At 66.9% G+C, this 18,710-nt stretch carries 21 protein-coding genes and 5 tRNA genes; 8 read left to right on the forward strand and 18 right to left on the reverse strand.

Going from position 1 to position 18,710, the window contains the following annotated elements; translation table 11 throughout:
• Positions 1–4: 4 nt before the first annotated feature.
• From rplK to LU699_RS03895, 16 genes are all read right to left on the reverse strand, one after another.
• Positions 5–433 (reverse strand): 50S ribosomal protein L11, encoded by a 429-nt coding sequence (gene rplK, locus LU699_RS03820; protein WP_055246815.1) that lies wholly within the window; start codon positions 431–433, stop codon positions 5–7.
• A 200-nt stretch (positions 434–633) separates the two neighbouring features.
• The gene (nusG, locus tag LU699_RS03825) at positions 634–1,206 is read right to left on the reverse strand and encodes a transcription termination/antitermination protein NusG (protein ID WP_232134452.1); all 573 of its coding nucleotides are present in this window, start codon (positions 1,204–1,206) and stop codon (positions 634–636) included.
• A 16-nt stretch (positions 1,207–1,222) separates the two neighbouring features.
• Positions 1,223–1,603, reverse strand: coding sequence for a preprotein translocase subunit SecE (gene secE, locus LU699_RS03830; RefSeq protein ID WP_232134775.1), 381 nt, complete (start codon positions 1,601–1,603; stop codon positions 1,223–1,225).
• Between the two features lie 84 nt (positions 1,604–1,687).
• A tRNA-Trp gene (locus LU699_RS03835) sits at positions 1,688–1,763 on the reverse strand.
• Positions 1,764–1,939: 176 nt separating this feature from the next.
• Entirely contained in the window at positions 1,940–3,130 is a 1,191-nt protein-coding gene (gene tuf, locus LU699_RS03840; protein WP_232134451.1) for an elongation factor Tu, read from the reverse strand.
• 79 nt (positions 3,131–3,209) lie between these two features.
• Positions 3,210–3,285, reverse strand: a tRNA-Thr gene (locus LU699_RS03845).
• Positions 3,286–3,322: 37 nt separating this feature from the next.
• Positions 3,323–3,396, reverse strand: a tRNA-Gly gene (locus LU699_RS03850).
• A gap of 63 nt (positions 3,397–3,459) precedes the next feature.
• Positions 3,460–3,545 (reverse strand) — tRNA-Tyr (locus LU699_RS03855).
• 249 nt (positions 3,546–3,794) lie between these two features.
• Positions 3,795–4,886, reverse strand: coding sequence for a redox-regulated ATPase YchF (gene ychF / locus LU699_RS03860; protein ID WP_232134450.1), 1,092 nt, complete (start codon positions 4,884–4,886; stop codon positions 3,795–3,797).
• Positions 4,887–5,112: 226 nt separating this feature from the next.
• Positions 5,113–5,691, reverse strand: coding sequence for an aminoacyl-tRNA hydrolase (gene pth / locus LU699_RS03865; RefSeq protein WP_232134449.1), 579 nt, complete (start codon positions 5,689–5,691; stop codon positions 5,113–5,115).
• Positions 5,692–5,736: 45 nt separating this feature from the next.
• On the reverse strand, positions 5,737–6,396 hold the full coding sequence (locus LU699_RS03870; RefSeq protein WP_232148022.1) for a 50S ribosomal protein L25/general stress protein Ctc: 660 nt from the start codon (positions 6,394–6,396) through the stop codon (positions 5,737–5,739).
• Between the two features lie 83 nt (positions 6,397–6,479).
• Complete coding sequence (locus LU699_RS03875; protein WP_232134447.1) at positions 6,480–7,439, reverse strand: ribose-phosphate diphosphokinase; 960 nt, start codon at positions 7,437–7,439, stop codon at positions 6,480–6,482.
• Between the two features lie 90 nt (positions 7,440–7,529).
• Positions 7,530–7,602 (reverse strand) — tRNA-Gln (locus LU699_RS03880).
• 69 nt (positions 7,603–7,671) lie between these two features.
• On the reverse strand, positions 7,672–8,544 hold the full coding sequence (gene ispE, locus LU699_RS03885; protein ID WP_232134446.1) for a 4-(cytidine 5'-diphospho)-2-C-methyl-D-erythritol kinase: 873 nt from the start codon (positions 8,542–8,544) through the stop codon (positions 7,672–7,674).
• Positions 8,541–9,218 carry a lipoprotein insertase outer membrane protein LolB gene (lolB, locus tag LU699_RS03890; RefSeq protein WP_232134445.1) on the reverse strand — a complete coding sequence of 226 codons (678 nt, stop codon included), beginning with the start codon at positions 9,216–9,218 and terminating at the stop codon, positions 8,541–8,543. Before lolB ends, ispE begins: the two co-directional genes overlap by 4 nt.
• Positions 9,215–10,912 (reverse strand): tetratricopeptide repeat protein, encoded by a 1,698-nt coding sequence (locus tag LU699_RS03895; RefSeq protein WP_232148016.1) that lies wholly within the window; start codon positions 10,910–10,912, stop codon positions 9,215–9,217. Before LU699_RS03895 ends, lolB begins: the two co-directional genes overlap by 4 nt.
• Positions 10,913–11,004: 92 nt before the next feature.
• On the opposite strand from LU699_RS03895, the gene hemA reads away from it, so the two are divergent.
• The 5 genes from hemA to ppk2 all read left to right on the forward strand — a co-directional run bounded on the left by hemA (position 11,005) and on the right by ppk2 (position 15,119).
• Positions 11,005–12,303, forward strand: a complete 1,299-nt coding sequence (gene hemA / locus LU699_RS03900; protein ID WP_232134443.1) for a glutamyl-tRNA reductase — start codon at positions 11,005–11,007, stop codon at positions 12,301–12,303.
• Positions 12,281–13,363: a peptide chain release factor 1 gene (gene prfA / locus LU699_RS03905; RefSeq protein ID WP_232134442.1), complete on the forward strand. Its 1,083-nt coding sequence runs from the start codon at positions 12,281–12,283 to the stop codon at positions 13,361–13,363. The genes hemA and prfA overlap by 23 nt, the downstream gene beginning before the upstream one ends.
• Before the next feature lie 92 nt (positions 13,364–13,455).
• Positions 13,456–13,977, forward strand: coding sequence for a molybdenum cofactor biosynthesis protein B (moaB, locus tag LU699_RS03910; RefSeq protein WP_232134441.1), 522 nt, complete (start codon positions 13,456–13,458; stop codon positions 13,975–13,977).
• A complete protein-coding gene (locus LU699_RS03915; protein ID WP_232134440.1) occupies positions 13,977–14,318 on the forward strand; it encodes a helix-turn-helix domain-containing protein in 342 nt (113 codons plus the stop codon). Before moaB ends, LU699_RS03915 begins: the two co-directional genes overlap by 1 nt.
• Positions 14,319–14,342: 24 nt before the next feature.
• Positions 14,343–15,119, forward strand: a complete 777-nt coding sequence (gene ppk2 / locus LU699_RS03920; RefSeq protein ID WP_232134439.1) for a polyphosphate kinase 2 — start codon at positions 14,343–14,345, stop codon at positions 15,117–15,119.
• 7 nt (positions 15,120–15,126) lie between these two features.
• Here ppk2 and LU699_RS03925 read toward each other — a convergent pair whose 3' ends face one another.
• Together LU699_RS03925 and LU699_RS03930 are read right to left on the reverse strand one after the other, a co-directional pair.
• Positions 15,127–15,699, reverse strand: coding sequence for a TlpA family protein disulfide reductase (locus tag LU699_RS03925; protein WP_232134438.1), 573 nt, complete (start codon positions 15,697–15,699; stop codon positions 15,127–15,129).
• Positions 15,696–16,970 (reverse strand): YihY family inner membrane protein, encoded by a 1,275-nt coding sequence (locus LU699_RS03930; protein WP_232134437.1) that lies wholly within the window; start codon positions 16,968–16,970, stop codon positions 15,696–15,698. The genes LU699_RS03925 and LU699_RS03930 overlap by 4 nt, the downstream gene beginning before the upstream one ends.
• Positions 16,971–17,199: 229 nt before the next feature.
• Between LU699_RS03930 and wrbA the strand changes: the two genes are divergently transcribed.
• The 3 genes from wrbA (at position 17,200) to LU699_RS03945 (ending at position 18,709) form a co-directional block, all read left to right on the forward strand.
• Entirely contained in the window at positions 17,200–17,793 is a 594-nt protein-coding gene (wrbA, locus tag LU699_RS03935; RefSeq protein WP_232134436.1) for an NAD(P)H:quinone oxidoreductase, read from the forward strand.
• A gap of 5 nt (positions 17,794–17,798) precedes the next feature.
• Positions 17,799–18,146 (forward strand): DUF2069 domain-containing protein, encoded by a 348-nt coding sequence (locus tag LU699_RS03940; RefSeq protein WP_425491196.1) that lies wholly within the window; start codon positions 17,799–17,801, stop codon positions 18,144–18,146.
• Between the two features lie 74 nt (positions 18,147–18,220).
• Positions 18,221–18,709, forward strand: coding sequence for an asparaginase domain-containing protein (locus tag LU699_RS03945; RefSeq protein ID WP_232134774.1), 489 nt, complete (start codon positions 18,221–18,223; stop codon positions 18,707–18,709).
• Position 18,710 lies beyond the last annotated feature (1 nt).

Here is an 18,710-nt window from a genome sequence, read left to right on the forward strand (position 1 = left end):
GGTCTCAGCCCTCCACCGTCAGGCCCATCGAACGGGCGGAGCCCGCGATGGTGCGCACTGCTGCTTCCAGCTCGGCTGCCGTCAGATCGGCTTCCTTCGCCTTGGCGATCTCTTCGAGCTGCGCGCGCGTCACCTTGCCCACCTTTTCGGTGTTCGGACGCTTGGAGCCCGAGGCCACACCTGCCGCCTTCTTCAGCAGCACCGATGCCGGCGTGCTCTTGGTGATGAAGGTGAAGGTACGGTCCGAGTAGGCCGTGATGATGACCGGAGTCGGCAGACCCGGCTCGAGCTTGGAGGTCGCTGCGTTGAACGCCTTGCAGAACTCCATGATGTTCAGGCCGCGCTGACCCAGCGCAGGACCGACCGGCGGCGAGGGGTTGGCCTGACCGGCCTTGACCTGCAGCTTGATGTAACCGACGACTTTCTTCGCCATTGTCTTCTTCTCTCCGGGTGCAAGCGCCTTGAATCAGGCTCCCCATCGTTCCGGGAATACACGTGTCCCGGATTCACGTTGTCCATCTCGCGCGAAAGGCCGCCCATACGGCGGCCTGTGCGGTTGCCCGGCGCACCGGACAGTGAGCCGCGCACTATAGCAGGGTTTCGCGCGCCCGTCACAGACGGGCGCGGCGGGGTTCAGGCCTTCTCGACCTGACCGAATTCCAGCTCGACCGGGGTCGAACGGCCGAAGATCAGCACTGCAACGCGCAGGCGGCTCTTCTCGTAGTTGATTTCCTCGACCACGCCGTTGAAGTCGTTGAACGGACCATCGGTCACGCGGACCATCTGACCCGGCTCGAACAGCACCTTCGGACGCGGCTTCTCGACACCTTCCTGCACGCGATCCAGGATCACGGCGGCTTCGTCGTCGCGGATCGGCAGCGGGCGGTCGGCGGTGCCGCCGATGAAGCCCATCACCTTCGGCGTTTCCTTGACCAGGTGCCAGCTCTCGTTGTCCATGCGCGGGATGCCGCCGTCGTCCGACGTCAGGATCTGCACCAGGACATAGCCCGGGAAGAACTTGCGCTCGGAACGGCGCTTCTGGCCGGAGCGCATTTCGATCACTTCTTCGGTCGGCACCAGCACGTCGCCGAACTTGTCCTGCATCTCGGTGCGCACGATGCGATCGCGCAGCGCCTGGGCCACCGACTTCTCGAAGCCGGAATAGGCATGCACGACGTACCAGCGCTTGACGCCTTCGGTTTCCATCTGAATCGTTACTCCGTCACTGCCTCAGAACGAGGCGGATCAGCCACTGGATGATCTGGTCGAAGCCGGCGAGGATCAGGCTGATGATCGCCACGGCGATGATCACGATCCAGGTCAGGCGAATCGCCTCCTGGCGCGTCGGCCAGACGACCTTGCGCATCTCGAAGCGGGTCTCCGAGAAGAAATCACGGGTCTTGTGACCCTTGTCCGTCGTCAGGAAGACCGCGGTGGCGCCTACGACGCACAACGCGACGATGATGCTGCGCACCGGCGTGGCCAGCTGCGCCTGGAACCAGTAAAAAGCGAAAACGCCGGCGACGACCAGCACGATCGCGGCAGCGTATTTGGCGAGGTCCGTCGAAGACGCACCCTTGGATTGTTCAACTCTGCTGTTCAATTCCCGGCGACTCATCGGTTTGCGACTGCTCGGTTGACGGGGTGGACCGCAATGCGTCCTCACCCGCGCGGACGATTCCGCGAATGGCACGCCAGGAGGGACTCGAACCCCCAACCTGCGGTTTTGGAGACCGCTGCTCTGCCAATTGAGCTACTGGCGTACGGATTGGAACAACAACCGGCTTCGGACACCCTTAGACGGCGAAGGCGGACCGGGTTGCCGGCCCGCCTTGTCGCGGTTTTGACGGGGTTGGCACCCTGAGAAAACCACTGCATTCCGGCTCGCGCCGGAATGAACGTCGACCCGGATGTGCGTGTGCACACCCGGGCCGTCGGATCACTTGATGATCTTGGCCACCACGCCGGCGCCGACGGTACGGCCGCCTTCGCGAATCGCGAAGCGCAGACCTTCGTCCATCGCCACCGGGTTGATCAGCGTGACCACCATCTTCACGTTGTCGCCCGGCATCACCATCTCGGTGCCTTCCGGCAGTTCACACGCACCCGTGATGTCGGTCGTGCGGAAGTAGAACTGCGGACGGTAGCCCTTGAAGAACGGCGTGTGACGGCCGCCTTCGTCCTTCGACAGGACATAGACTTCAGCTTCGAACTCGGTGTGCGGCTTGATCGAACCCGGCTTGGCCAGCACCTGGCCACGCTCGACGTCGTCGCGCTTCGTGCCGCGCAGCAGCAGACCGGCGTTGTCGCCTGCCTGACCCTGGTCGAGCAGCTTGCGGAACATTTCAACGCCCGTGACGGTCGTCTTCTGCACCGGACGGATACCGACGATTTCGATTTCTTCGCCGACCTTGATGATGCCGCGCTCGATACGACCGGTCACGACCGTGCCGCGGCCCGAGATCGAGAACACGTCTTCGACCGGCATCAGGAATGCCTTGTCGACGTCACGCTCCGGCTCCGGGATGAAGGTGTCGAGCGCGTCGACCAGCTTCAGGATCGACGGCACGCCGATCTCGCTCTGATCGCCTTCGAGCGCCAGACGGGCCGAGCCGTGGATGATCGGGGTGTCGTCGCCCGGGAAGTCGTACTTCGACAGCAGCTCGCGCACTTCCATCTCGACCAGCTCGAGCAGCTCGGCGTCGTCGACCATGTCGGCCTTGTTCAGGAACACGACGATGTGCGGCACGCCGACCTGACGCGACAGCAGGATGTGCTCGCGGGTCTGCGGCATCGGGCCGTCAGCAGCCGAACACACCAGGATCGCGCCGTCCATCTGCGCAGCGCCGGTGATCATGTTCTTGACGTAGTCGGCGTGACCCGGGCAATCGACGTGTGCGTAGTGACGCGTGGCCGATTCGTATTCCACGTGCGCCGTCGAGATCGTGATGCCGCGCGCCTTCTCTTCCGGCGCCGCGTCGATCTGGTCGTAGCCCTTGAACTCGCCGCCGAAACGCTCCGCACCGATCTTCGTCAGCGCCGCGGTCAGCGTCGTCTTGCCGTGGTCAACGTGACCAATCGTGCCCACGTTCACGTGGGGCTTGGTGCGCTCGAACTTACCCTTTGCCATGGCTGCTCTGTCTCGAAATCTGGTGAGGTGGTGACTGCGTGCCGCGTCGGATCCGCACTGGAAGCGGAACCGCGGAGGATGGTGCTCACGAAAGGAATCGAACCTTCGACCTCCTCCTTACCAAGGAGGTGCTCTACCGACTGAGCTACGTGAGCAACGATGTGGAACTGGGGTACCGCCTGGAACGTTCAATGGAGCGGGAGAAGGGAATCGAACCCTCGTAATCAGTTTGGAAAACTGAGGTTCTACCATTGAACTACTCCCGCACCGGGACCCGCATACCGCATTACAACCTGTCGCACTGCACTTGTTTCCACCGGCCCGAAAGATGGTGGAGGGAGGTGGATTCGAACCACCGAAGGCGTAAGCCAGCAGATTTACAGTCTGCCCCCGTTGGCCGCTTGGGTATCCCTCCGGCGCTTTCGTCTTGCCGGTGTAAACAGCCCGCGATTTTGGGGCCAGTTCCCGGTTCTGTCAACGCTGGAAGGCGTTGGATTTCACCGCACCCGTCGCCTGGCCAATGACCTGTGCAGACGGGCGCGCATCTTAACCGCCCCGGCGCCGCGGCGCCATGGTCACGTGCGAATTTCCGTGGATCCTTCGCATCCTTTCGCACGAAAGGCGCCCGCAGGCGCCTCTCGCAGGATCAACCAGTCGTGACCGGTCAGACGTTGAAGCGGAAATGCATCACGTCGCCGTCCTTGACGATGTATTCCTTGCCTTCCAGGCGCCACTTGCCCGCCTCTTTCGCCGCGGATTCGCCGTTGTAGCGGATGAAATCGTCGTAGCCGACCACCTCGGCGCGGATGAAACCCTTCTCGAAATCGGTGTGGATCACCGCCGCCGCCTGCGGCGCCGTCGCGCCGATCCTGACCGTCCACGCGCGCACTTCCTTGACGCCCGCGGTGAAGTAGGTCTGCAGCGTCAGCAGGCCGTAGGCCGCACGGATCACGCGGTTCAGGCCCGGCTCGTCGAGGCCGAGATCGGTGAGGAATGCGTCGCGATCGGCATCGTCGAGCTGCGAGAGCTCTTCCTCGATCGCCGCCGACACCGGCACCACTTCGGCGCCCTCGCCCGCTGCGCGTGCGCGGACGGCATCGAGGTGCGGGTTGTTCTCGAAACCGTCCTCGAGCACGTTGGCGATGTAGAGCACGGGCTTGGCGGTCAGCAGGAACAGATCGCGGATCGCCGCGTTGTCGTCGTCGGACAGCTTCAGTGCGCGCACCGGCTGGCCGTCGGCCAGGCCCTTGTGCACGCGACCCAGCACTTCGGCGCGGATCTTCGCGTCCTTGTCGCCGGTCTTGGCCGAACGCTCGGCGCGCTGCAGCGCGCGCTCGACGGCATCCAGATCGGCCAGCGCGAGCTCGGTATCGATGGTCTCGATATCGGCGATCGGGTCGACCTTGTTGTTGACGTGGATGACGTCCGGATTCTCGAAGCAGCGCACCACGTGTGTGATCGCGTCGACCTCGCGGATGTGCGACAGGAACTTGTTGCCCAGGCCTTCACCGCTGGCCGCGCCGGCGACGAGGCCGGCGATGTCGACGAACTCGACCGCCGTCGGCAGCACCTTCTGCGGCTTGACGATCGCCGCCAGCGCATTGAGGCGCAGATCCGGCACAGGCACGATGCCGACGTTCGGCTCGATGGTGCAGAACGGGAAGTTGGCCGCGGCGATACCCGCCTTGGTCAGCGCATTGAAGAGGGTCGACTTGCCGACGTTCGGCAGGCCGACGATGCCGCATTTGATGCCCATGTGGAGTCCGTCAGATGGCGGCTGCGCCGCTGGTGAGGGGAGTCAGTCGGCGGCTGCGCCGCCTGCGTCAGTAGAAGCTGCGGAGCAGCCGAACAGAGAAAACTGCGAATCGACGCCCGGAAGAGGCAGGAATTCTATCGCCAGGCGGACCATGGCGCCGAAGTTACTGACGCGACTGACCGCACCGAAGGTGCGCTGACAGCGCGCCACGCGCGCCCTGACGACTTCACCGCTGCGTATGCAGCCGCGTCATCGCATCCATGAAATTGCCGTCCATCGCCAGCGGCAGCACATCGATCGCATCGTCGATCGCGCGTCCGATCAGGATGTCGTCGTCGGCGTTCGCACGCCCGAGCACCCACGGCGTGACTTTGTCCTTGCTGCCCGGATGGCCGATGCCCACGCGCAACCGGTGGAACTTGCCGTGACCGAGCAGTTGCATCGTGTCGCGCAGCCCGTTCTGGCCGCCATGGCCGCCGTCGAACTTCAACCGCGCGGTACCGGGCGCCAGATCCAGTTCGTCGTGCGCCAGCAGCGCCTGTTCGGGTTCGAATTTCCAGAACCGCAGCGCAGCGGTGACCGACTTGCCGCTGAGGTTCATGAAGGTGGCCGGTTTCAACAGCCAGACCGGCTGACCGGCGATGTCGATCTTCGCGGTCTCGCCGAACAGTTTGCTGTCGAGCCGGAACGACGCGCCCGCCTTGGCGGCGAGTTCGTCGACAAAACGGAACCCGGCGTTGTGCCGGGTCCGTGCATGCTCGGGTCCGGGATTGCCCAGCCCGACGATCAGTCGCAGTCCTGCCATCGATACGGCAACGCGGGCGCGCCCGAAGGCGCACCCACGCGACGATTACTCGTCGTCCTTCGCGGCCTTGGTGGCCGGGACGTCAGCCGACGCTTCGTCGGTCTCGTCTTCCGGCTCGGCTTCCACGCGGCCATGCTTGGCGACGACGACGGCAACGTCGTGGTCCGCGCCCAGCGACAGCTCGGGGATCTCGACGCCCTTCGGCAGCTTGACCTGCGAGAGGTGGACGATATCGCCGACGACCATCGCACCGAGATCGATCTCGATGAACTCCGGCAGATCGCCCGGCAGACAGGTCACGGTGACTTCGTTGAGCTCGTGCGTGATCACGACGTCGGCAGCCTTGCCGGCCGGCGAGGTGTCTTCGTTGAGGAAGTGCAGCGGCACGGCGGTGCGGATCGTCTCGTTCGCGTTCACGCGCTGGAAGTCCAGGTGCATGATCTGCTGCTTGAAGGGATGACGCTGCATGTCACGCAGCAGCACCTTCTGGACGTCGCCGTTGAGGCTCAGGTCGAGGATCGAGGCGTAGAACCACTCGTGCTGGCTGGCGAGCCAGACATCGTTGTGGCTCAGCTCGATGCTGACGGGCTTGAGGTCGCCGCCGTAGACGACGGCAGGCACATTGCCGGCAAGACGGAGGCGGCGGCTCGCACCCTTCCCCTCGTCTTCGCGGCGCTGCACCTTGATTTCATGCGTGGTAGCCATGTTCTGTATTCACTTTTCAGGATTGAAACCGCCTCGCGGCGGTGAAGCGTCTCGTCCGCGACCAGACGAGACGTTGCAGCAGGTCAGTCGACGTAGAGCGAACTGACCGATTCTCCGAACGCGATCCGGCGGATCGTCTCGGCCAGCAGCTCGGCGACGCTGAGCTGGCGGATGCGCGAGCAATTGCGCGCGGCCTCCGACAGCGGGATGGTATCGGTGACCACCATCTCGTCGAGCTGCGATTTGTTGAGGTTGTCGATCGCCGCGCCCGACAGCACCGCGTGGGTGCAGTAGGCGACGACCTTGGTGGCGCCCTGCGCCTTCAGCGCGGCCGCCGCGGCGCACAGCGTGCCGGCGGTATCGACGATGTCGTCGACCAGCACGCAGGTCTTGCCGTTCACGTCGCCGATGATGTTCATCACGGTGGCGACGTTGGCGCGCGGACGGCGCTTGTCGATGATCGCCAGGTCCGCATCGTCGAGGCGCTTGGCGATCGCGCGGGCGCGCACCACGCCGCCGACGTCGGGCGAGACCACGACCATGTTGTCGGTGCCGTGCGCGCGCCAGATGTCGGCCAGCAGCAGCGGCGAGGCGTAGACGTTGTCGACCGGAATGTCGAAGAAGCCCTGGATCTGGTCGGCGTGCAGGTCGATCGTCAGCACGCGGTCGGCGCCGGCGGCGGTGACCATCTTCGCAACGACCTTCGCCGTGATCGGCACGCGCGTCGAACGCAGGCGACGATCCTGTCGCGAGTAACCGAAGTACGGGATCACCGCGGTCACGCTGGACACCGAGGCGCGCTTGAGCGCGTCGATCAGCACCAGCAGTTCCATCAGGTTCTCGGCCGACGGCGCGCTGGTCGGCTGGATCACGAACACGTCCTGGCGGCGGACGTTTTCTTCGATCTCGACCTGCACTTCGCCGTCGGAGAACGTCGACACCAGCGCCTTGCCCTGGCGCACGCCGAGTTCACGGCATACGGCCTTGGCCAGCGGGCGGTTCGAGTTGCCCGAGAAGATCAGGAGATTGCGTTCTTCTTTCATGTCTGCAGTTCCGCGTCGCTCTGACCGAGCGGATGGAGGAGTGGCCATGCCGGCACGTGGCGATCACCACGCAAATCCCGGCACGGATATCAGGGGCGGCAGGATTCGAACCTGCGAATGCCGGGATCAAAACCCGGTGCCTTAACCACTTGGCGACGCCCCTAGAAAGCGGTGATTCGTGGGTGTCGACTCGGGATAAGCACTCCGAATCGACAACCACCAGCCACCGCCCTCAACCTCCCGCTTCGAGCGCATCCAGCAACGGCGAGCGCGCCGCGCCGCCGACCACACGGGACGACACCCGCGATGCGGCCTGCACTTGCGCGGCCTCGGCGAATTCGCGCGTGGCGAATTCGACGAAGCAGCCGCTGCCCGTCCCGGTCAAGCGTGGCGTTCCGACCTCTGACATCACCTCGAACACGGCCTCGACGGCAGGTTCGCGGCGACGCAGGACCGGCTCGAACGCGTTGCCGAGCGATGCACCTGAAACGAAGTCCGCCATTGTCGCGGGTGCAGCATTTCGCGTCAATTCAGGGCTCTGGAACAGACCCGCGGTATTCACGTGCACACCGGGGTCGGCAAGCAGATACCAGGCCGGCGGCAGGTCGATCGGGACCAGCGACTCCCCGACCCCTTCCGCCCAGGCGTTGCGGCCGCGGACGAACACCGGCACATCGGCACCCAGCGCAAGGCCGAGTGTGGCGAGACGGTCCTCGCCGAGATTCGTTTGCCACAGGTGATCGAGGGCGCGCAGGACGGTGGCCGCGTCGGACGATCCGCCGCCGAGGCCAGCCCCGGATGGAATGCGTTTTTCGACGGCGATGTCGACACCTTGCGCGACATTCGCTTCTTTTTGCAGCAGCCGCGCCGCCCGTATGACAAGGTCATCAGCCTCGGCCAGACCCGCGACAGAGTCGCCAATGCGCCGGATCCTGTTATCAGCGCGCGGCCGCAGCCGGATCGTGTCACCCCAGTCGAGCATCCGGAACACAGTCTGCAGCGCGTGGTAGCCGTCGTCGCGGCGGCCGGTGATGCGCAGAAACAGGTTCAGCTTGGCCGGCGCCGGCCAGCTCGACCAGTCGCCAGCGGGATCCGCGTCGTTCATGGTGTCGAAGACAAGCCCGTGGCGTCGCCAAGCGTCCAGCTGTCGACGACGAGACGCACGCGCGCACTGCCGCGCTGGGCGTTGATGCGGGTCGGCAGCGCCGGCGCTGCGCCCGCGGCTGGCTCGGGCTGCCACTCGAGATAATCGATGGTCCAGCCGTCCTGCTGCACCTGCGCCAGGCGACCGCCGGCGTCGAACGCGACCTCGGCGGGGCCGGACACCGCGACATCGGCCCGCACGCCCGCGGCCCAGGCCGCCATCGCAGCGACGGGAATCTCGAAGCCGGTGGCCTCCCGCAGCAACAGACCCACATCGGCGCCTTCGCGCGGGCCGCCGTCGAGGCCGTCGATGCGTGCGCCCTGCGGACCGCCCTGCAGCTGCCAGCTCTGCCGGGTCACCGGTGCGCTCAATGTCACCCGGTAATCGCCGCCGGTCTGCAGCCATTCGATGCGGCCACTGCCGCCATCGCGCCCGTTGGACATCGCCACACGGCCGTTGAATGCAAGTTGCGGCAGCGCGCGTACAGAGGCTTCGCGCGCGGCGAGTCGCGCCTGCGCATCGGCGAGTGCGGCGGGCGCGAGATCGACGGTCTGCAGCGGCGGCCGCACCGGCACGCTGGTACAGGCGGCCAACCCGAACGCCGCGACCGCTGCGAATACGAACCGGATATTCATGCGCCGGTCTTCTCCAGCGCGCGGATCAGCGAGCGGTTCTCCGGGTCGATGCCGCGGGCTTCGTCGAAGTACTTGCGCGCTTCGTCATGGCGACCGAGCACCCACAGCACTTCGCCGATATGCGCGGCGACTTCGGCGTCCTTCATCATCGAGAACGCGCGGCGCAGTTCGACCAGCGCGTCTTCGTTACGGCCCAGGCGATAGAGCACCCAGCCGTAGCTGTCGATGATCGCGGCATTGTCGGGCTCGGCCACGCGCGCGCGGTCGATGAGTTCCAACGCTTCGGTGTAGCGCGTGGTGCGATCGGCCAAGGTGTAGCCGAGCGCGTTGAGCGCGGCGATGTTTTCGGGATCTGCCACCAGCACGCGGCGCAGGTCGGCCTCGGCGCGCGGGATGTCGTCGCGGCGCTCCCACATCAGTGCACGCGAATAGAGCACCGCCGGATCGTCCGGCATCGCAGCGAGGCCGCGGTTGTAGACGTCGAGCTCGGCTGGATCGTCGCCCTTCTGCCGGAGTTCCGCTTCCAGCAGATAGGCGTTGCGACGCATGTCCTCGTCGGAGGTGCCATCGGATTGCAGCTCGCGCAGCCGCGCCCAGGCATCGTCCTGACGACCGAGTTCGTGCAGCACGCGCGCGCCACGCAGTCGGGCCTGCGCGCGTTCGGGGCCGCCGGGCACGGTCTGATACCAGTCCAGCGCCTCGTCGTACTGCTCCAGATACTCGGCCATCTGGCCGAGCAGCAGGCGCTGCGCCGGGTTCGGCGTCAGCGCGACCGCCTTGACCTCGTCATACAGCGCGGCGAGCGCCACTTTGTTCTCGGCGCGCGCCATCAGCGAGGCACGCAACACATAAGTGCGACCGTCCTGTGGACCCATCGCGAGCGTGCGTTCGGCATCGGCGAGATCGCCCAGCGCCTCGTATTCGCCAGCGATGCCCATCCGCAGATCAGGGCCGATCAAGGCCGCATCGCCGAGCGCCGCCAGGGCCTGGCGCGCCTCGTCGGGGCGGCCCGATTCGCGCAACTGGCTCGCGCGCAGCAGCGCGACACGGGGCTCGCCGGGGAAGCGCGCCACAATGTTTTCGAGAATGCGTTCGGTCAGATCGGTGCGGTCCAGCCGCTGGGCGAGGCCGCCGAAGGCCATCCAGGCCTGCAGCGCATCGGGAATCGCGCCGCTGTCGACGAGCTGGCCGAGCAGACGCGCGGCTTGGGCCTGATCGCGGGCGCCGCCGCCGAGCACCGTGAAGGCATGGCGCCAGCCGGCCGGATCGTCGCTGCGCAGCAGGGCTTCGAGCTGACGGCGGGCGACGCGGTCGCGACCGGCGCGCAACGACAACGTGGCTTCGGCGGCGCGCATCGGCAGCGAATCGGGCGCGTGGCGGCGCCACAGGTCCAGTGCCTGCGCGGCACGGCGGTCGTCGCCGGCCAGCAGGGCGATGCGGGTGGCGCGCTCGGCCAGTCCGGGATCGCCGTCGGATTGGCGGGCGGCGTCGAGATACCAGTTGGCGGCCTCGTCGAGACGACCGGCCTGCACCGCGAACTCGCCGGCGAGCGTCGCGCCCAGCAGATCCTCGTGGAGGGTGTCGGTGCGGTCGAGATCGCCGCGTTGCGCGTGGGCCGCGTAGGCCAGTCCGAGCAGGGGCACCAGCAGGGCTGCGCGCAGTCGCGCGGTCCGGGGCGGAGAGAAAACGGGCATCTGGGGCAACCGGGCCGTAAAATGGGCGCCTTCGTCCGCAGCTTATCGCAAGCGCCTGAACGGAATCGCCTCTCCGGCAGGCACGCCAGCCCATGAGCCTTTACGCACTCGGCATCAACCACCAGACCGCGCCGGTCGCCCTGCGCGAACGGGTGGCGTTTGCCGGCGATGCGCTCGACGCGGCGCTCGCGCAGCTGCGTGCGTTGCCGCCCGTGCGCGAGGTCGCGTTGCTGTCGACCTGCAACCGCACCGAGCTCTACGCCGTGTGCGACGACGATGGCAGCGCGCTGGCGCACTGGCTGGCGACGCATCCGGGCGACGACGCGGCGCTGGCCGGTGGTTCGCTGCAGGCCTATCTGTACCGGCATCGCGACGCCGACGCGGTGCGACATCTGTTCCGCGTCGCGACCGGGCTCGATTCGCTGGTACTGGGCGAGCCGCAGATCCTCGGCCAGGTGAAGCAGGCCTGGGCCAGCGCGCGCGCGGCCGGCACGCTCGGCAGCGAACTCGATCGCGTATTCCAGCACGCCTTCGTCACCGCCAAGCGCGCACGCAGCGAGACCCGCATCGGCAACAGTCCGGTGTCGGTAGCCTCGCTCGCGGTGCGGCTTGCGCAGGAATCGTTTGCGCGCCCGGCCGATTCGGCGGTACTGCTGATCGGCGCCGGCGAGACCATCGAACTGGCAGCGCGCCATCTCGCGCAGGCCAACGTCAAACGCCTGCTGATCGCCAACCGCACCTACGCGCACGCGCAGGAACTGGCCGCGCGGCATGGCGGTATCGCGCTGCCACTCGATGAACTCGACCGGCATCTGTTCCTCGCCGACATCGTGCTGTCGGCCACCGCCAGCCGTACGCCGATCATCGGCCGCGCGCAGGTCGCCGCCGCGCTTGCCGCGCGCAAGCACCGGCCGATGCTGCTGATGGATCTGGCGGTGCCACGCGACATCGCGCCCGATGTGGCCGAGCTGCGCGACGTGTTCCTCTACACCGTCGACGATCTGGAACGCACGCTCGACGACAACCGCCGCGGCCGCCGCGAGGCCGCCGCCGATGCCGACGCGATCATCGATCTGCAGGTCACCCGCTTTGGCGAGTCGAATGCCGCGCGCGGACGCTTGGCGCCGATCAAACGCCTGCGCGCGCACGGCGAAGCAGTCCGAGGTGAAGCGCTCGCCCGCGCCCGCCAGCAACTCGCCGCCGGCCAGTCCCCCGACGCGGTGTTGGAACTGCTGGCGCATACATTGACCAACCGGCTGCTGCATCTGCCGACCACCGCCCTGCGCGACGCCGCGCTGCGCGGCGACGACACGCTGGCCGACAGCCTCGATGCGCTGCTGCCGCCCGAACCCGAGTCCCGGACACCCGATGCTGCCGACCCTGCGCCGTAAGCTCGAAGCGCTGGCCGAACGCCGCGAAGAACTCGAACGCCTGCTGTCCGATCCCGCGACTGTCGCGGACCAGTCGCGGTTCCGTGCGCTGTCGCGCGAGTTCGCCCAGCTCGAACCGCTGTCGAGCGCGCTGGCCGACGAGCGGCGCGCGCTCGAGGATCGCGAGGCTGCGCGCAGCCTGCTCGACGATGCCGACATGCGCGAGATGGCCGAGGAAGAAATTGCTGCCGCCGATGCGCGATTGGAAACATTGGAGGCCGATCTGCTTGCGCTGCTGGTGCCGCGCGACGCGCGCGACGACGGCGGCTTCTATCTCGAGATCCGCGCCGGCACCGGCGGTGACGAAGCCGCGATTTTCGCCGGCGACTTGTTCCGCATGTACCAGCGCTACGCCGAGCGGCAGGGCTGGCGCGTCGAAGTGGAATCGGCGAGCACGGGCGAACACGGCGGCTTCCGCGAAGTCATCGCCGCGGTCGACGGCAGCGGCGCCTATGCGCGGCTCAAGTTCGAATCCGGTACGCACCGCGTGCAACGCGTGCCGGAAACCGAATCGCAGGGCCGCATCCACACGTCGGCCGCGACCGTGGCGATCATTCCGATCGAGGACGCGGGCGAACCGATCGAACTCAATCCTGCCGACCTCAAGGTCGACACCTTCCGCTCGTCCGGCGCCGGCGGCCAGCACGTCAACAAGACCGATTCGGCGATCCGCATCACCCACGTGCCGACCGGCGTCGTCGTCGAATCGCAGACCGAGCGCAGCCAGCACGCCAACCGCGACAAGGCGATGAAGCGCCTGCGCGCGATGCTGGCCGACGCCGAAGCCGAGCGCCGCGCCGCCGCGACTGCCGAAGTGCGCAAGCTGCAAGTCGGCAGCGGGGACCGCAGCCAGCGCATCCGCACCTACAACTATCCGCAGGGGCGGATCACCGATCACCGCATCGAAGGACTCACGCTGTACGACCTGCCGAACGTGCTCGAAGGCAGTCTCGACGGCCTGATCGCGCGGCTGTCGCAGGAACACCAGGCCGACGAACTGGCGCGCATGACCGCGCAGTAAGTCGCAACGCGGCCTGAAGTGCGCGGTTTCGATCCGCGCAGCGACCGCGCATCCCGATGCGGCCGTCCACACCGGTGGGGTACCCTCGCCGCATGAGCAGCCAGACCGATTTCATCCCCCTCCAGATCTGCGTGCTGACGGTGTCCGACAGCCGCACCCTCGACACCGACAGCTCCGGCGACTACCTCGTCGAGTCCCTGACCGGCGCAGGCCACGGGATCGCCGAGCGCGCCCTGCTGCCCGATGACCGCTACGCGATGCGGGCACTGGTATCGAAGTGGATCGCCGATCCCGTCGTCGACGGCATCCTCGTCACCGGCGGCACAGGCTTCACCGGACGCGACTCCACGCCCGAAGCGCTGCTGCCCTTGCTGGACAAGGAAATGCCCGGCTTCGGTGAACTGTTCCGCGCGGTGTCGGTCGAGGAGATCGGCACGTCCTCGCTGCAGTCACGCGCCTTTGCCGGCCTCGCCAATGCGACCTTCGTGTTCGCCCTGCCAGGCTCGACATCGGCCTGCCGCACGGCGTGGGAGAAGATCGTCCGCCACCAGCTCGACGCGCGCACCAAGCCGTGCAATCTGGCGACGATCCGTCCGCGCCTGAAAGAAGCCTGATGGCCCTCGACCAGACGCTGCGCCTGCTCGCCAAGGCCCGCGGCCTGACCGCCGCAGAGATCGCCGCCGCGATTCCGCGCGTCGGTGCAGCGACGGTGTCTGCCTGGATGCGCGGCGAAAAGACACCCGGCAGCGCGCAGCTCGATGCACTGGCCCGCGCGTTCGGCGTCCCCGCCGGCGCGTTGCTGGCGACGCTCGCTGCCACGCTCGACCCGGCGCGCACCAAGGGCGAACATGAATTGCTCGCCGCGTACCGCACGCTCAACACGCGCCAGCAGGGCGCACTGCTGGAAGTCGCCCGCACGATGGCGCAGGCGCCACCGCGCAAGTCACGCGACTAGCGTTCCACCGCACAGGAGCCCGCGATGAAACCGCTCAAGCGCAAGGCCTACGAGGCCGCCCTCGAACCGATGCAGATCGAACTCGCCGCCGTCGCCCGCTGGCTGCAACACAGCGGCCGCCGCCTGCTGGTGCTGTTCGAAGGTCGCGACACTGCCGGCAAGGGCGGTGCGATCGAGTCGATTTCCGAGCATCTCAATCCACGCCAGTGCCGCGTCGTCGCGTTGCCCAAACCCAGCGATCGCGAAGCCGGCCAGTGGTATTTCCAGCGCTACGTGACGCATCTGCCGTCGGCCGGCGAAATCGCCCTTTTCGACCGCAGCTGGTACAACCGCGCCGGCGTGGAATCGGTGATGGGCTATGCGACACCGTCGCAGGTCGACACCTTCCTCGCCCAGGCGCCTGCGTTCGAACAGCAGCTGGTCGACGACGGCATCCTGCTGTTCAAGTACTGGCTGGGCTGCGACCAGGCGCAGCAGGAAGCGCGGTTTTCCGAGCGCCTGCACGATCCGCTCAAGCGCTGGAAGCTGTCGCCGGTCGATGTTGCCGCGCGTACGCGCTACGACGATTACACCCGCGCCCGCGACACCATGCTGCGCGCGACGCATACATCGCACGCGCCCTGGACACTGGTTGATTTCAACGACCAGCGCCGAGGCCGGCTGACGTTACTCCGTGACCTGCTCGACCGGCTGCCCGACAGCCACGTCGATGCGCCCTCGCTGCGCTTCCCGAAACTCAAGCTCAAGCCGCGGCCGGAGCGCTACGACGTGCTGCCGCCGCTCGCGCCGTTAGAAGACTGAGCGCGCCTCAGGCTTCGACCGCAGGCCCGCCCGCACCAGCGATCAGTGTTTCCAGCCGCTCGGCGGTGACCGGGCCGAGGATCTTCTCGACCACCTGACCTTCAGGGCCAATCAGATACGTCATCGGCAGGCCGGGCGGCGTGTCGAAATCGGCGGGTGGGTCGAAGGTGTCGATGATCGCGATCGGATAGACCACCGGATGCTTCTGCAGGAACGCGCGCATGTCGTCGGGTTCGATCTCCTCGTAGGCGAGGCCGATCACCTGCACGTGCTCGCGCATCGCGTCGAGCGCCGAGAGTTCCGGCATCTCCTTCAGGCACGGCGCGCACCAGGTCGCCCAGAAGTTCACGACCACCCACTGGCCGCGATGTGCAGCAAGATCGAAGCGGGCACCGTCGATCGTCTCGACCTGCAACGCAGGGTGCGTTTTCGATGCGGCAGTTGCCGGCGTATCGGTCGACGTCGCAGGAGGCGTAGACGTCGGCGTTGCGGCATCGGGCGCAGCGGCAGGTGTCTGGCCATCGGGCTTGCAGGCTGCGAGCAACAGGGCGAGTGCGATGCAGGAGGCGAGGCGGTTCATGCGGAAATCTCCGGAGATTCGTAGAGGCTGCCGACCCGCCGCTTGAGCAGGTCGCGCAGCGGAATGCGCAATTCGTCGAGGGCGGCCGATGCGGTCACGCCCAGCGCATCGTCGCGACATGGCAGATGCGCCTCGGCGACAGGAATGCGCAGATCGCAGGCTTCGTAGAGTTCGCCGACGGTCAGGCCGTCGAGATCGCGCGCGAGAATCCACTCGCCGGATTCGGCGCGACGCAGCAGTGCGATCTCTTCCAGCTGCGCGAGCATCTGCTGCACCAGCGCGTCGGTGAGCATCGGCTCCAGTGTCTGGATTTCGTCACTGTGCAGTCCGCGTCCCTGGATGCGCGCGGCCGAGAAGCGGCCCAGCATGCGCAGCAGGCCGTAGAGTTCGAAACCACCCGGCAGCCGCATATTCGCAGGCTGGTACCGGAACGCCGAGATCGACGACGCGAACGACGCGCCGAGCAGGATCGCGACCCAGCTCAGATACACCCACAGCAGAAAGATCGGCAGAAATGCGATCTGTCCGTAAATCTTTTCGTAGGCATCGAAACTGCCCAGATACAGACCGATCGCCCACTTCACGATTTCCGACAGCAGCACCGCCAGCGTCGCGCCGGCCAGCGCGTGGCGCCATTGCACCGTGCGATGCGGCACCACGCGGAAGATCGTGGTGAACGCGGCGAGTTCGATCAGCATCGGCGCTGCCCACAGCATCAGGCCACGCAGCAGACGGCCGGAATCGGTGCTGAAGATTTCCAGCGCGAAGAAGCGCGCCGATACCGCGAGACTCGCCGTCGCCACCAGCGCACCGAGCGTGAGCACCGTCCAGTAGACGAGGAAGCGCCCGAACGTGGGCCGCGCCGACTTCACCCGCCAGATGCGGTTGAACGTGGTCTCTACGCTGAGCAGTGTGACCAGCACCGAGATCACCAGCGCGATCACGCCGATCGTCGTCAGCTGGCCGGTGTTAGTGGAGAGCTGCAGCAGCACCTGCTCTACCGCGCGCGCCGAGTCCGGCACGAAGTTGGAGAAGATGTAGTCGCTGAGCTGGTCGCGCCACTGGCCGAATGCCGGAAACACCGACAGCACGCCGAACACCACCATCGACAGCGGCACCAGCGCGAACACGGTGGTGAACGCGAGTGCGCCCGCGGCTTCGAACAGACGGTCGTCGATGAAGCGACGCCACAGGAAGCGCGAAAAGCTCAGCGCGCGTGCACGGTCCGCCATACGGTCGGTCCAGCGGTTGAAAGTGGCGAGTGGCTCCATCGGCGAAGCGTAGCAAAGCGGTTTGCTTGGGGATGCATCGAACACGCTCACCCGTCATTCCGGCGAAGGCCGGAATGACGGTATCCATGGAGGTGCTGGGCTTGAGCGACTCCCCACGCATCGCTCACTGCGCGAGAATACAGAGCGCACGACGCGCCCCAGCTCCTGCCGCTGCAAAAGCGAAACGCTTTAGATCCTGCTCTTTCCTTCCCCGCAAACAGGCGTCCTCATGCCCGACATCCTCGTTCTCTACTACAGCCGCAACGGTTCGGTCGCCCGCCTCGCACGGCAGATCGCGCGCGGGATCGGCGAGGTCGATGGCATGCAGGCGCGGCTGCGCACGGTGCCGCCGGTGGCGGCTGTCACGCAGCAGGCGGCGCCGCCGGTGCCCGAAGACGGCGCGCCGTACGTGGACCGCGCGGATCTCGCCGAATGCGCCGGCCTGCTGCTCGGCAGCCCCACGCGCTTCGGCAACATGGCCGCGCCGCTCAAGCATTTTCTCGATGGACTGGGCGCCGAATGGGCCAGCGGCACACTGGTCGGCAAGCCGGCGGCGGTGTTCACCTCGACCGCCACCCAGCACGGCGGCCAGGAAGCGACGCTGCTGACGATGCTGGTGCCGCTGCTGCACCACGGTTGCGTGATCGCCGGCATTCCGTATACCGAGCCGGCGCTGACCACCACGCGCGGCGGCGGTACGCCCTACGGCGCCAGTCACGTCGCCGGGCAACAGGACGATCCCCAGCCGACCGAAGACGAGGCCATGCTCGCGCGCGCGCTCGGCCGGCGCATCGCCACGCTCGCCGCGAAGCTCGGCGCATGAGCGGCATGCGGCCGCCGGCCACGCGCGTACTGGCGACGTCGCTGGTGCTGATCGCGGCGCTGTACGCCGTCTGGTATCGCAACGATGCGCACTTCGGCGCGGCCCTGCTGGTGTTCGTGCTGCCGCCGCTGCTGCTGTTCGCCGGTGTGCTGCTGCGCCGGCCGAGCGCACCGCTGTGGTCGGGCATCGCCGCGCTGTTCTGGTTCTCGCACGGGGTGATGTACGCCTGGTCGCATCCGGAGCTGGGCCTGTGGCCGTGGGCCGGGATCGCGCTGTCGCTGGCGGTGGTGTTTTCGGCCAGCTTGCCCGGCATGCGTGCGCGCTTCTCGAAGGGTCGTCCGCCCATGGGCTGAACGCGGCGGCGGCGGGCAACGCGCACGCCGGTATCATGGGCGGCCCGATTCGCTGCCTGCAGGACCGCATCACGATGGACGAACTGCTGATCGTCACCACCGGTGGCACGATCGACAAGATCTACTTCGACGACAAGTCGGATTTCCAGGTCGGCGATCCGCAGATCGGTCGCATGCTCGAGGAACTCGGTGTCGCGTTCCGGTTCCGGGTGATTCCGATCATCCGCAAGGACTCGCTGCACCTCACCGACGACGACCGCGAACTGATCCGCGCGACGATCGCCGCGCAGCCGGCCAAGCACGTGCTGCTGACCCACGGCACCGACTCGATGGTCGAGACCGCCAAGGTGCTCGCGTCGATCACCGACAAGACCATCATCCTGACCGGCGCGCTGAGCCCGGCGCGGTTCCGCGGCTCGGATGCGGAATTCAACATCGGCACCGCCGTCGGGGCCGTGCAGTCCAAGCCGCCGGGCGTGTACGTGGCGATGAACGGTCGCATCTGGGATCCGCTCAAAGTCCGCAAGAACGTCGAAGCCAACCGCTTCGAACCGCTGGGCTGAA

This window comes from Luteimonas fraxinea (genome assembly GCF_021233355.1).
Lineage (GTDB): Bacteria > Pseudomonadota > Gammaproteobacteria > Xanthomonadales > Xanthomonadaceae > Luteimonas > Luteimonas fraxinea.

What these genes read in the sequence shown, in the direction of transcription:
- rplK (WP_055246815.1), bottom strand. Translation starts at nt 433, where the DNA reads ATGGCGAAGAAAGTCGTCGGTTACATCAAGCTGCAGGTCAAGGCCGGT.
- nusG (WP_232134452.1), bottom strand. Translation starts at nt 1,206, where the DNA reads ATGGAAACCGAAGGCGTCAAGCGCTGGTACGTCGTGCATGCCTATTCC.
- tuf (WP_232134451.1), bottom strand. Translation starts at nt 3,130, where the DNA reads ATGGCAAAGGGTAAGTTCGAGCGCACCAAGCCCCACGTGAACGTGGGC.
- ychF (WP_232134450.1), bottom strand. Translation starts at nt 4,886, where the DNA reads ATGGGCATCAAATGCGGCATCGTCGGCCTGCCGAACGTCGGCAAGTCG.
- pth (WP_232134449.1), bottom strand. Translation starts at nt 5,691, where the DNA reads ATGGCAGGACTGCGACTGATCGTCGGGCTGGGCAATCCCGGACCCGAG.
- LU699_RS03870 (WP_232148022.1), bottom strand. Translation starts at nt 6,396, where the DNA reads ATGGCTACCACGCATGAAATCAAGGTGCAGCGCCGCGAAGACGAGGGG.
- LU699_RS03875 (WP_232134447.1), bottom strand. Translation starts at nt 7,439, where the DNA reads ATGAAAGAAGAACGCAATCTCCTGATCTTCTCGGGCAACTCGAACCGC.
- ispE (WP_232134446.1), bottom strand. Translation starts at nt 8,544, where the DNA reads ATGAACGACGCGGATCCCGCTGGCGACTGGTCGAGCTGGCCGGCGCCG.
- lolB (WP_232134445.1), bottom strand. Translation starts at nt 9,218, where the DNA reads ATGAATATCCGGTTCGTATTCGCAGCGGTCGCGGCGTTCGGGTTGGCC.
- LU699_RS03895 (WP_232148016.1), bottom strand. Translation starts at nt 10,912, where the DNA reads ATGCCCGTTTTCTCTCCGCCCCGGACCGCGCGACTGCGCGCAGCCCTG.
- hemA (WP_232134443.1), top strand. Translation starts at nt 11,005, where the DNA reads ATGAGCCTTTACGCACTCGGCATCAACCACCAGACCGCGCCGGTCGCC.
- prfA (WP_232134442.1), top strand. Translation starts at nt 12,281, where the DNA reads ATGCTGCCGACCCTGCGCCGTAAGCTCGAAGCGCTGGCCGAACGCCGC.
- moaB (WP_232134441.1), top strand. Translation starts at nt 13,456, where the DNA reads ATGAGCAGCCAGACCGATTTCATCCCCCTCCAGATCTGCGTGCTGACG.
- LU699_RS03915 (WP_232134440.1), top strand. Translation starts at nt 13,977, where the DNA reads ATGGCCCTCGACCAGACGCTGCGCCTGCTCGCCAAGGCCCGCGGCCTG.
- ppk2 (WP_232134439.1), top strand. Translation starts at nt 14,343, where the DNA reads ATGAAACCGCTCAAGCGCAAGGCCTACGAGGCCGCCCTCGAACCGATG.
- LU699_RS03925 (WP_232134438.1), bottom strand. Translation starts at nt 15,699, where the DNA reads ATGAACCGCCTCGCCTCCTGCATCGCACTCGCCCTGTTGCTCGCAGCC.
- LU699_RS03930 (WP_232134437.1), bottom strand. Translation starts at nt 16,970, where the DNA reads ATGGAGCCACTCGCCACTTTCAACCGCTGGACCGACCGTATGGCGGAC.
- wrbA (WP_232134436.1), top strand. Translation starts at nt 17,200, where the DNA reads ATGCCCGACATCCTCGTTCTCTACTACAGCCGCAACGGTTCGGTCGCC.
- LU699_RS03940 (WP_425491196.1), top strand. Translation starts at nt 17,799, where the DNA reads ATGCGGCCGCCGGCCACGCGCGTACTGGCGACGTCGCTGGTGCTGATC.
- LU699_RS03945 (WP_232134774.1), top strand. Translation starts at nt 18,221, where the DNA reads ATGGACGAACTGCTGATCGTCACCACCGGTGGCACGATCGACAAGATC.